At 58.0% G+C, this 11,786-nt stretch carries 8 protein-coding genes and 1 pseudogene; 7 read left to right on the top strand and 2 right to left on the bottom strand.

Annotation, left to right across the window (positions count from 1 at the left end; all coding sequences use genetic code 11):
- Nucleotides 1-60 precede the first annotated feature (60 nt).
- Nucleotides 61-330, bottom strand: coding sequence for a hypothetical protein (locus AC5S16_RS05170; RefSeq protein ID WP_493928964.1), 270 nt, complete (start codon nucleotides 328-330; stop codon nucleotides 61-63).
- Nucleotides 314-592, bottom strand: coding sequence for a BrnT family toxin (locus AC5S16_RS05165; RefSeq protein ID WP_493928963.1), 279 nt, complete (start codon nucleotides 590-592; stop codon nucleotides 314-316). The genes AC5S16_RS05170 and AC5S16_RS05165 overlap by 17 nt, the downstream gene beginning before the upstream one ends.
- Nucleotides 593-722: 130 nt before the next feature.
- Between AC5S16_RS05165 and AC5S16_RS05160 the strand changes: the two genes are divergently transcribed.
- The 7 genes and pseudogenes from AC5S16_RS05160 to hpnH form a co-directional block, all read left to right on the top strand.
- Nucleotides 723-2,552 carry an acyl-CoA dehydrogenase FadE gene (locus AC5S16_RS05160; protein ID WP_493928962.1) on the top strand — a complete coding sequence of 610 codons (1,830 nt, stop codon included), beginning with the start codon at nucleotides 723-725 and terminating at the stop codon, nucleotides 2,550-2,552.
- Between the two features lie 265 nt (nucleotides 2,553-2,817).
- Nucleotides 2,818-6,285 (top strand): protease pro-enzyme activation domain-containing protein, encoded by a 3,468-nt coding sequence (locus AC5S16_RS05155; RefSeq protein WP_493928961.1) that lies wholly within the window; start codon nucleotides 2,818-2,820, stop codon nucleotides 6,283-6,285.
- A 109-nt stretch (nucleotides 6,286-6,394) separates the two neighbouring features.
- Entirely contained in the window at nucleotides 6,395-6,664 is a 270-nt protein-coding gene (locus AC5S16_RS05150; protein WP_493928960.1) for a FitA-like ribbon-helix-helix domain-containing protein, read from the top strand.
- A complete protein-coding gene (locus AC5S16_RS05145) occupies nucleotides 6,661-7,014 on the top strand; it encodes a type II toxin-antitoxin system VapC family toxin (RefSeq protein WP_493928959.1) in 354 nt (117 codons plus the stop codon). The genes AC5S16_RS05150 and AC5S16_RS05145 overlap by 4 nt, the downstream gene beginning before the upstream one ends.
- A 134-nt stretch (nucleotides 7,015-7,148) precedes the next feature.
- Entirely contained in the window at nucleotides 7,149-8,153 is a 1,005-nt protein-coding gene (locus tag AC5S16_RS05140) for a 4-hydroxy-3-methylbut-2-enyl diphosphate reductase (RefSeq protein WP_493928958.1), read from the top strand.
- 127 nt (nucleotides 8,154-8,280) lie between these two features.
- A complete protein-coding gene (gene shc / locus AC5S16_RS05135; protein ID WP_493928957.1) occupies nucleotides 8,281-10,302 on the top strand; it encodes a squalene--hopene cyclase in 2,022 nt (673 codons plus the stop codon).
- Nucleotides 10,303-10,681: 379 nt separating this feature from the next.
- Nucleotides 10,682-11,776 (top strand): annotated as a pseudogene (gene hpnH, locus AC5S16_RS05130) (adenosyl-hopene transferase HpnH); the annotation flags it as partial.
- Between the last annotated feature and the right edge of the window lie 10 nt (nucleotides 11,777-11,786).

The raw sequence follows: 11,786 nt of genomic DNA, 5'->3' as shown, positions 1-11,786 counted from the left end.
GAGTAAAATTTGGAGTTTTAGGAGTCCCTCTTCTTTGCGAAATAAGTGAGATCGTACAAGTCACCCCCGCCGATGCACCGCCATATAATGCTGATCCAGTGCTTGCCGAATAAGCGTCTTGATCACAGCCTGCCTGCTGATGTTCATCTCTTTCGCGGCCGTATCGAGTTCCTCCAGCATCGGAGCCGTAAAGTCCACATTGACTCGCTGAATCGCCCCCATCATGCGGCCCTTGTTGGTAAAAAAGCGCGATACATCCTCGCCTTTATCCGCAAGGCGGGCGATGGTCTCCGCTGAAACCGCTTTTTTGCCTTTAAGAATTTTCTTCATAAAGTTCCTGCTCCTGTCTTGTCGCCTTCCAGAGGGTCACGAGATGGTAATACTCTCCGTCGCTGTCTTCCCGCACCTCGAAGATGACCGAATAAAGCCGGTCTCCTACCCAGCCAATGGCCCTGTACTGCTCCGGAATATCCGAGCGCTGGTCGAGATAGTACGGCTGAGCAAATATTTCCTGCGCCTCTTCGAATCCGATACCGCGCTTGGGATTCGCCCTGAGCCGCCTGCTCTTCTGCCGGTCAAAATGGACGCGCACAGAAGTAGTATAACAGTTATACCTTAAGGCACGGCGCTACATCCTCCGCAAAAGTTGAGGGAAGGAAGCACACCAATCTTCAACAAACAGGCGTAGCATGTTCCGTTGACTGAAAACAGGAGCACCGTACATGGCTACAGCTTCCACCGCAGCGCCTGCCAAAGCCGTCATCGGCGGCAGCTTTCTGCTTGAAGAACGTCAGCCCTCAGACATCTTTACGCCCGAAGACTTCTCCGACGAGCAGCGCCAGATCGCCGAGACGGCAGCGCAGTTCGCAGCAAATGAAGTTGTCCCTGCCACAGACGAGATCGAAGCCAAGCACTTCGATGTGACGCGCAGCCTGCTCCGCAAAGCTGGCGATCTCGGCCTTATGGCCGTCGATGTCCCCGAGCAGTACGGCGGCCTTGCCATGGACAAGGTTACTTCCGCAATCATCGCCGACCGCATGTCGATGGTGGCAAGCTTTTCCGTTGCCTTCAGCGCCCATGTGGGCATCGGTACGCTGCCTATCGTCTGGTATGGAACAGATTCTCAAAAAGAAAAATATCTGCCGAAACTGGCTACCGGAGAATGGATCGCCGCCTATGCGCTTTCCGAAGCAACGTCCGGTTCCGATGCCATGAATATCCGCGCGCGCGCCGAGCTCTCCGATGACGGCACGCACTACATCCTGAACGGGGAAAAGATGTGGATCACCAACGCGGGCTTTGCCGACCTGTTCACAGTCTTCGCAAAGATCATCGACCCGAAAGACCCGGACCCGAAGAACACAAAGATGTCCGCGTTCCTCATTGAGCGCGAAACGCCGGGCTTTACAGTAGGCGCCGAAGAGCACAAGCTCGGCATTCGCGGCTCGTCTACATGTCCGTTAATACTCTCCGATTGCAAGGTGCCCGCCGAAAATCTTCTCGGCGAAGCAGGCAAGGGCCATCACATCGCCTTCAACATCCTCAACATCGGCCGCTTCAAGCTGGGAGCAGCCTGCCTCGGCGGAGCGCGCACTTCGCTCGCCAACGGAATCAAGTACGCAAAGGAACGCAAGGCCTTTGGCAAATCGATTTCCGATTTCGGACTCATCCAGCAGAAGATTGCCGACGCTACCGCGCGCATCTATGTTGGCGAAGCAATGACCTACCGCACCGTCGGCATGATTGACGCCGCGCTCGCATCCATCCCCGAAGAGCAGGCGCACAACTCCCGCGAAATCCAGAAGAAGATCGAGGAGTACGCCGTCGAATGCTCGATCCTTAAAGTCTGGGGCTCGGAGATGCTCGACGCCGTCGTCGATCACGTCGTCCAGATCTACGCCGGCTATGGATATGTCGAAGAGTATCCCGCCGAGCGCGCGTATCGCGACTCGCGTATTAACCGCATCTTTGAAGGCACCAACGAAATCAACCGCCTCATCATCACCGGCTTCCTCATGAAGCGCGCCATGACCGGACAGCTCCCCCTGCTACCCGCCATCAAGCAGCTTATGGACGAGGTCATGTCTCCGCCTGCGCCAAACTTCAATGAAGGTGAGGAAGACGCACTCGCGCGCGAAGCCGGCATTCTCGCCAATGCGAAGAAGCTCGCGCTTTTTGCTGCCGGAGCCGCCAGCCAGAAATACATGAACGCGCTTGCCGATCAGCAGGAGATCATGGCCGATCTCGCCGACATGCTCATCGAAATCTACGCGCTCGAATCATCTCTCCTCCGCGCAAGAAAGGGTGCCCCGGGTTCGCGACCGGAGGGCGCTAACCTGGGGATTTTAGCCACGCAATACTACGCCGCGCACGCCATGTCCGTTATCGAGCAGGCTGCGCGCCGCGTGATCGCCGCAGTTGCTGAGGGCGATATGCTGCGCACACAACTTGCGATCCTGCGCCGCCTCGCTAAACATGAGCCTGCGGATACCATTCAGATCGGCCGCGCTCTCGCAAAGCGCTCCATCGATGCCGGCAGATATCCGCTTTAAGGCAAAAAAGATATATTTTGTAAGGATTTGTCACGCTTCAGTGTGTGCAATCACTATTTGATGTACATAAAAAAGAGCATAGCCACCGCAACTAATTTTTATTATTTGTGGTCTAACCTATCGCACAGAGGCCTTGCTTGACAGTGACCATGCATTGTCATACAACCGAGCTGAATTTACAGCGCGTCGCAGAACGCGCCTTCCCTGCTGTCTCTTTTCCTGACAAGTTTCCCAATCCAACCCAACGCAGTTTCACAGGATGGCCATGTCCCCTAGATACCCACAGCCACGCATCGTCTCTCGTCTGGCCGCGCTAGCCGCTGCCGGGCTGTTCGCCTTCACTGCCGTTCAGGGCTTCGCGCAGAACCAGCCGGAAACCGTTATTCCCAACCGCATCACCCAACCCATCAACCAGGATGTGCGCACGACTCTGCAGCACAACGTGCATCCTCTGGCGCAGGCGCGGTTTGATCAGGGAGCGGCGCCTGGCTCCATGTCCACCGGGCGCATCATGCTGGTGCTCAAGCGCAGCGACGCACAGGAAGCTTCGCTCAAGCAGTTCCTGAGCGATGTGCAGAACCCCGCATCTCCCAATTTCCGCAAGTGGCTCACGCCCGTGCAATTCGGCAAGCAGTACGGCATCAGCGACACGGATTTGAACACCGTAACAGCGTGGCTCCAGTCGCAGGGGTTCACCGTCGATAAAGTGCCGCAGGCGCGCAACGCCGTTATCTTCTCAGGAAACGTGGTCCAGATTCAGCAGGCCTTCCATACTTCGATTCATCGCTATAACGTGAACGGTGAATCGCACTTTGCCAACGCGACGGATCCGCAGATCCCTGCGGCGCTTGCCCCAGTAGTCGGCGGTATCGCCTCGTTGAATGATTTCCGTCCCAAGGCCGGCGCAGCCAGAAAATCCACTGCGCATTTCGATCCTGACACCAAGAAGATCAAGCCTGATCTCACGCTGTCTGACAGTGCAGGAAATAACTATCTGTATGTCGATCCGGCCGACGCTGCGACTATCTATGACACGCCCAACTCAACACTGAATGCAAATTATTCTTCGTCGGCTTCATCGCTGGTGGGCGGCAAAAGCTATGACGGCACAGGAGTAACGATTGGCGTTGTCGGCGACTCGAATGTCACGATGAGTGATATTGCTGCCTACCGCGCAGGCTTTTTGCCGTCTAGCTACACGAATCAGCCCACAGTCATCATCGATGGCAACGACCCCGGCATCAATGGCGACGCAACAGAAGCCCTGCTTGATCTTGAAGTGTCCGGCGGCATTGCTCCCGGCGCGAACATCAATTTCTATACCGCTGCCGATACCGATCTTCAGCAAGGACTCTTCCTCGCCATCTATCGCGCGCTTGATGACAACGCAGTAAGCATCCTGAATGTCAGCTTCGGTGCCTGCGAGGCCTCTCAGGGAGCAAGCGGCAACCTGCAGATTCTGAATGCGTGGGAGCAGGCCGCAGCGCAGGGCATCACCGTCACTGCTTCCACAGGTGACAGCGGCTCAGCAGGCTGCGACGATCCGAATACAGAGACCGTGGCGACGAATGGCCTCGCCATTAGTGGCCTCGCCTCCACTCCTTACAACATTGCTGTCGGTGGAACAGACTACAACACGCTCGTCAGTTCCTTCAGTACATACGTCAGCACCACAAACAGCGCTTCGAATTACTACCGGACAGCGCTCAAGTACATTCCGGAAAATCCCTGGAACGATTCTCCTGCCACGAACGATGGCAGCCTCTCGGCCAATACGGCCTTTAAAGACAGCCAGGGCAATACAAATATCGTCGGCGCCGGTGGCGGCATCAGCAGCGCGGCCGTGTGCACCACCGGAACAGTTGACGCCAATGGAAATTGCACTGGCGCAAGCACCGGCTACTCCCAGCCTTCGTTTCAGAGCGGAGTCGTCCCAGGTAGCGTAAGCAGCAGTTTCCGCACCGTCCCTGACGTTTCGCTCCTTGCCGCTGACGGCGCCTACGGCGCGCTCTGGGTGCTCTGCTCTGACAATGTTTCGAACGGATCAAGCACTGCGTCTACTGATTGCCAGCAGACAGGCGGGCAATTCACAAGCAGCACAACCTTTTCCGGCGTTGGTGGAACCTCGGCTGCCGCTCCCGCATTCGCGGGAATGCTTGCACTGGTGGCACAGTCGCAGGGTGGTGCGCGACTCGGGCAGGCAGACTATGTCCTCTACAATCTCGCAGCCCGGTCGTCGCTGTACTCGACAATTTTCCATGACGTAACCACAGGCAATAACTCCGTATATTGCTCGGGCGGAACGGCTGCCAACTGCGGCAGCAACAGCTTCCTGACTGGTTATAACGCTGGTGCAAACTACGATGCCGCGACTGGCCTGGGCAGCGTAGATGTTTCGCAGCTCATCGCCAACTGGGGCAATGCCAAATTCACTTCCACCAGCACCAGCCTGACCATCAATGGTTCAACGGCAGCGGTCAGCGTGCCGCACGGCACCTCCTTGACCTTCGCCACCAGCGTGAGCCCGTCGGCAGCCACCGGCGATGTCGCCATCGTCAACAACAACACCAACAACACGAGCAGCGGTGGCGCATCACAGAATGGCGGACTCGCCATGACCTCGACCGGGCAGTATTTTCTTACGCTGTCCAATGGCTCGGCGAGCGGCACGTCCAACCAGCTTCCCGGCGGTACTTACACGGTCAGCGCGCGTTATGGAGGAAACAGCACCTATGCCTCCAGCACGTCCTCGCCCGGCGTTACCGTCAATATCACTCCTGAGAGCAGCACCACCGCGCTCAGCATCAACGTCTATGACGCTTCCACGGCCAACAACTACACCGGGTCTGCCAGCAGCGTTCCATACGGCCTGTTCAACTTTGCAGTTGCCCAGCCCTACGGCAATGCTTCGCCGACTGATTCCAACGGGAACATCAATCCTGATGGCGTCCCCACAGGAACAGTGAATTTCACCGATAGCGGTAACACACTGGGCAGCGCAGCCGTTGCCAGCAATGGGGCGGCTACCTACTCCAATTACCAGATCCCGGCGCAGAGCTTTTCCGTGGGCACGCACAGCATCGCTGCATCCTATAGCGGTGATGCCAGCTTCAAAACCAGCACCAGCGCCGCGCAGAGCTTCACCGTTGTAAAGGCGAACACCACTGCGGCGGCTGCTTCGAGCGTTGCCAGCGTCGGCACTACGGCGAGCGTGACCATCTCGGTTTCGATTACCGCAGACAGCATCGGCGCACCGCCATCGGGAACAGTGCAGCTCTATAACGGCTCTACTCCGATCGGCACCGCTGCTACGCTGACGCAGGGATACAGCTCGACCACCGGCCTGGTCGAGTCGACAGCTTCCTTCTCGCTTACCGGCAGCCAGCTGGGAGCCATCAAAAAAGCCGGACTCGCCCGTCCCGCCTTCCCGTGGGGACTCTCAGGAGGTGCCGCAGCGCTGGCCTGCGTCTTCTTCCTGGCAATTCCGGCACGGCGCCGCAGCTGGCGCAGTTTTGTGACGCTGGTTGTCTTCGCCGTCACCCTCTCCGTTGCCATAGGCTGCGGAGGCAGCAGCAACAATAACAGTGGCGGAAGCGGAAGCGGCGGGACTGGTGGCACCGGCGGCGGCGGTACAGGCGGAACAGGAACAGCCAGCATCACAGCCAAGTACGCCGGTGATGGAAACTACAACACTTCCACCTCAACTGCGATTTCGATCACAGTCACGCAGTAGCCAGCAACATTCACTCAAGCCAGGCAGCCGCATTTCCAGAAAGAAATGCGGCTGTTTGCTTTCCTTGGATCCGATTGGAAGCACTGCCGGCAGTGCTAGCATTGATTGCATGGCCAGCATCACCATCCGCAAACTGGACGAAAAGGTAAAAGCGAAGCTCCGCGTGCGCGCAGCCCTGCATGGCCATTCCATGGAAGAGGAAGCGCGGGAGATTCTGATTTCCGCCGTGGAGCAAAAGCCGCAGGAAGAAGAGAACGCCTATCAGTCAATTCGCCGCCATCTTGCCGAGGCGGGTTTGAAGGGCGTGGAGTTGCAGGCGTACACGCGGGCGCCGCTGCGGGAGCCTCCAGACTTCAGCGGGCCCGAATACGACAAATGATCATTGTCGATACCAACGTCATTTCAGAAGTCATGCGTGTTACTCCCGACGCCAAAGTCGCTGCCTGGTTCAGTGCGCAGCCGCTTCGCCAGCTGTATACAACCGCGATCAGCCGGGCGGAAATCTACTATGGCATTGAAATCAAGCCAGAGGGAAAGAAGCGGGTAGCCATAGCAAAAGCCGCAGAGTCGGTCTTCAAGGGCACCTTTGCCGGACGCGTGCTCCCTTTCGATGACGAAGCCGCGCTGCACTTCGCCAGAATAGCTGCCTGGCGCAGGAGAAGCAGCAGGGCAATCAGCGAATTCGATGCGCAGATTGCGGCCATCGCCGCTCCCATGGGGCCGCCGTAGCCACCCGCAATACCTGCCATTTTGAAGATTGCGGTGTGCCGGTCGTAAACCCATGGAATGAGGCATAAAGAGTGCCGTTCTGAGCACGTCCATCTCCCTATCGCCTCGCCCCCTGCCACGGTATACTGATAAATGTGACATCGACCAGTATTGACACCCTTTCCACACCACCAGAGAAGCGCGTCCTGCTGCTGAAGCCGCGTGGCTTCTGCGCCGGTGTAGTCCGCGCCATCGACATCGTAAAGATCGCGCTCGAGACCTTCGGCGCGCCTATCTACGTCCGCAAGGAAATCGTCCACAACCGTTTCGTTGTGAATGATCTGGCGGAGAAGGGCGCCATCTTCGTCGATGAAATCGACCAGGTTCCCGAAGGCATGCGTGTCATCTACAGCGCCCACGGCGTCTCGCCCGCGGTGCGCGAGCAGAGCAAGCTGCGCAAATTGAAAGTCATCGACGCCACCTGCCCCCTGGTCACCAAGGTGCACGTCGAGGCAGTCAAGTTCGCCAAGCAGGGATATTCGCTGGTGCTGGTCGGCCATCGCGACCACGATGAAATTGAAGGAACCTCCGGCGAAGCTCCCGATGTGACGCAGATTGTCTCGAGTGTCGAAGAAGTCGAGGCTCTCCAGGTTCCCGACCCTGAGCGCGTCGCCTATCTCACGCAGACCACGCTTTCGCTCGACGAGGCGCGCGACATCATCCACGCGCTCAAAACAAAGTTTCCCAAAATCGCCGGCCCACACTCGCAGGACATCTGCTACGCGACTGAGAACCGCCAGACCGCGGTAAAAAACGTCGCCCACAACGCTGACCTGGTGCTGGTCGTCGGCTCAAACAACAGCTCCAACTCGAACCGTCTGGTCGAGGTTTCGCGCAACCTGGGCACCGAGGGCTATCTGATTGATAACTCGGCAGCTATCCACCCTGAGTGGATCGAGAATGTATCGACCGTCGCCATCACGGCAGGGGCTTCCGCGCCCGAGGTTCTGGTCGAGGACGTCGTAAATTATTTGCGTCAAAAGGGTTTTACAAGCGTCGAAGAAGTAGAAGTGATGCCGGAGAATGTTCGTTTTGGTCTCCCGCCGGAAATCGTGCAGGCGATTGCTGCTGCGCCCGCGCCTGTGCAGGCATCGGTATAAATGAAGGCAAGTTGGCGACTTTGATTCCATTCTGAGCCAGGGCAGGTTCTTTTTGCGTTCAGAATGACATTTTTATTGCGATACCCGGAATTAAGGTGTATCTAAGGGCAAAGTTTTTAGCGACAAGATGAGTACATCCACTGGATCGGCACAATACGGCACTCCTCAGGGCGTTCCCCGATTCGGCAGAATCGATGCTGCCCTGGAAGCCGTCCAGGCCGCCATAGAGCATTCCCGCGATTACATTTTCTCTACCCAGGCCCCCGATGGCTTCTGGTGCGGCGAGCTCGAAGCCGATTCGATGCTCGAGGCCGATTACATCTTCGCCCATCGCTTTCTGGGAACCGGTGACGAGGCGCGTCTTCAGCGCGCGCTGACGGAAATGCTTCGATACCAGAACGATGACGGCAGCTGGAGCATCTATCCCGGCGGCCCGGGGAACATCAGCCTCTCGGTCAAGTGCTACTTCGCCTGCAAGCTCATGGGCATGACGCCCGACGAGCCGATCCTCGCCAAGGCCCGCGAATGGATTCTCATCCATGGTGGTGTCGTCGAGTGCAATACCTTCACCAAGATTTACCTCTGCGCGCTCGGCCAGTATGAGTACGACGCGGTGCCCGCGGTGCCGCCTGAGATCGTCCTCTTTCCCAACTGGTTCTACTTCAATATCTACGAAATTTCTTCGTGGTCGCGCGCCATTCTTGTGCCGTTGTCCATCGCTTACGCAAAGAAGCCGTTCAAGAAGATTCCCCCGGAGCAGGGAATCGACGAGCTCTTTGTCGGCGGCCGCGAAAACGCGAAGCTCCACCTTCGCTGGGACCGCAAAAACTGGGTCAGCTGGCGCAATTTCTTCTTGTTTCTGGACCGCATCGCGCATTGGGCCGAGAGAATCCATATCCGTCCGCTGCGCAAGATCGCGCTCAAGAAGGCCGAGAAATGGATGCTCGAGCGCTTTGAGATGTCCGACGGTCTCGGCGCCATCTATCCCGCGATGCTCAACGCTGTCATCGCCCTGCGTTGCCTCGGCTACTCGCTCGATGATCCGCAGGTCATCCGCGCTATGGACGAATTTGAGAAGCTCGGCATCGACGAGCCCAACGGCACAGCTGATTACCCTGAGCCGACCTTCCGCATGCAGCCCTGCATGTCTCCTGTGTGGGACACGGCCCAGGCCGTTTTCGCGCTTGGCGAGGCTGGCGTTCCGCGTAACGACGCGCGCATGCTCACCGCCGCCGACTGGCTGCTCTCGAAAGAAGTCCGGCACAAAGGCGACTGGGCAAAGAAAGTTCACCACGCCGAGCCGGGCGGCTGGTACTTCGAGTTCAATAACGAGTTTTACCCCGACGTGGACGACACGGCGCAGGTGCTGCTCGCTCTCAACAAGGTCGATAACCCGCGCGAGCGCTACCAGTACGACGTCTGCAAGCGCGCCATCGACTGGATCTTCTCCATGCAGTGCCGGAATGGCGGCTGGGCCAGCTTCGACAAAGACAACACGAAGATGATCTTCCAGTACATTCCGTTTGCCGATCACAACGCGATGCTCGATCCGCCGACCGTCGACATCACCGGGCGCATTCTGGAGATGCTCGCCACCTACGGGTACACGCGCAAAGACAAGCGCATCGAGAAGGCCATCAAGTTTATTTACGACGAGCAGGAACCGGATGGAAGCTGGTTCGGCCGCTGGGGCGTGAATTACATCTACGGCACGTTCCTCGTGCTGCGCGGCCTTGAAGCCATCGGCGTCTGGAACCATGAGCCGCAGATTCAGCAGGCCGCCGAGTGGATCCGCATGATCCAGAACGCAGACGGCGGATGGGGCGAAAGCTGCGGCAGCTACGACGATCCCAACACCCGCGGTATCGGCATCAGCACGCCCTCGCAGACTGCCTGGGCGATCCTTGGTCTTCTCGCCGCAGGCGACACGCGCAGCGACAGCGTAGCCAAGGGCGTTCGCTGGCTGATCGAGCACCAGCAGACCGACGGCAGCTGGGATGAGAGCATCCACGATGGTCGCGAGCGTCAGGCAATCTACACCGGAACAGGTTTCCCGCGGGTCTTTTACCTCGCCTACCACCAGTACCGGAACTACTTCCCGCTGCTCGCGCTCACAAATTACAAGCGCGCCATGGAGCGCAGCGAGTAACACATAAGTTTTGTCATCCCGACCGGAGTTGCGAAGCAACGTAGCGGAGGGACCTGCAGTAGCATTTGAAATTCGAAGGGTGGCCCATTCAAGCCCGCCCTGAGCGAAGTCGAAGTGGGGTAGTTGGGAAACGGTCGCCGTCAAAGACGGCGCACAGATTAAGAGTAGAAGCACTGGGCTTTGGAGGATGCTGAAAAAGTCATTGTTTTGAAGGGGCACGACTTTAGTCGTGCCGTAAGGGCATGAAGTTAGCGCGGCTTCAGCCGCCGAGGGAGTGCCTTTCACACAAAGCGAACTTTCCAGCATACCTCTTTTACACAGATGAATAGAAAACCCATAAGAAGGGCCTTCAGGCCCGGGTTTTTCGCAAGGAGGAAAATTGGCTGTACCAATTTCCCAGGCATGGACGGTTGCCACATACGTCCTCAAACAGAAGTTCAAGGGCCGCAAGCGCTTCCCGCTGGTCACCATGCTGGAGCCGCTCTTCCGCTGTAACCTGGCCTGCGCCGGATGCGGCAAGATTCAATACCCGGCCCACGTCCTCAAGCAGGACTTGACGCCGGAAGAGTGCTTCCGCGCAGTCGAAGAAGCGGGCACGCCCATGGTCTCCATCCCGGGCGGTGAACCCCTCCTGCACCCCCAGATCGACAAGATCGTCGAAGGCCTCGTAGCGCGCAAGAAGTACGTGTATATGTGCACGAACGCGCTTCTTCTTAAAGAAAAGCTTCACCTTTTCAAGCCGAGCAAATACCTCTCGTTCTCCGTCCATCTCGACGGCCAGCGCGAGCACCACGACTTCTCCGTCTGCCGCGAAGGCGGATACGACGCTGCGCTTGAAGGCATCAAGGCTGCAGTGGCCGCCGGCTTCCGCGTCACCACCAACACCACGCTCTTCGACGGAGCCGACCCGAATTCCGTTCGCGCCTTCTTCGACGAGCTCATGGAAGTCGGTGTCGAGGGCATGATGGTGGCTCCGGGCTACACCTACGAGAAGGCGCCCGACCAGAAACACTTCCTCGGACGCGCCCGTTCGCGCCGCCTCTTCCGCTCCATCTTGTCGAACCGGAAGAAGACCTGGAAGTTCAATGCCTCGCCCATGTACATGGAATTCCTGATGGGCAAGCGCGAGTTTACCTGCACGCCCTGGGGCATGCCCGCCTACAGCGTCTTCGGCTGGCAAAAGCCCTGCTACCTCCTGCAGGATGGCTATGCCGACACCTTTAAGGAATTGATCGAGACCACCGACTGGTCGAACTACGGAACCGAATCCGGCAACCCGAAGTGCGCCAACTGCATGGTCCATTCCGGATACGAAGCCTCAGGCGTTTACTACACCTTCGGCTCCCTCCGGGGACTGCTCGACACCGCCATCGCCACCTTTTTCGACAAGTACGAAGACAAGGGCGCGCTCGATCTGCTCAATGAGCCGGTCAAGCCGGTGCATGGCTTCAACCCGCTGGTTCAAATAGAAACGGTGCAGATCG

Source organism: Acidobacterium sp. FHG110202_01 (genome assembly GCF_059115305.1).
This window is presented reverse-complemented; position numbering and strand designations above follow the sequence as displayed.

What these genes read in the sequence shown, in the direction of transcription:
- AC5S16_RS05150 (WP_493928960.1), top strand. Translation starts at nt 6,395, where the DNA reads ATGGCCAGCATCACCATCCGCAAACTGGACGAAAAGGTAAAAGCGAAG.
- AC5S16_RS05170 (WP_493928964.1), bottom strand. Translation starts at nt 330, where the DNA reads ATGAAGAAAATTCTTAAAGGCAAAAAAGCGGTTTCAGCGGAGACCATC.
- AC5S16_RS05155 (WP_493928961.1), top strand. Translation starts at nt 2,818, where the DNA reads ATGTCCCCTAGATACCCACAGCCACGCATCGTCTCTCGTCTGGCCGCG.
- AC5S16_RS05160 (WP_493928962.1), top strand. Translation starts at nt 723, where the DNA reads ATGGCTACAGCTTCCACCGCAGCGCCTGCCAAAGCCGTCATCGGCGGC.
- AC5S16_RS05145 (WP_493928959.1), top strand. Translation starts at nt 6,661, where the DNA reads ATGATCATTGTCGATACCAACGTCATTTCAGAAGTCATGCGTGTTACT.
- shc (WP_493928957.1), top strand. Translation starts at nt 8,281, where the DNA reads ATGAGTACATCCACTGGATCGGCACAATACGGCACTCCTCAGGGCGTT.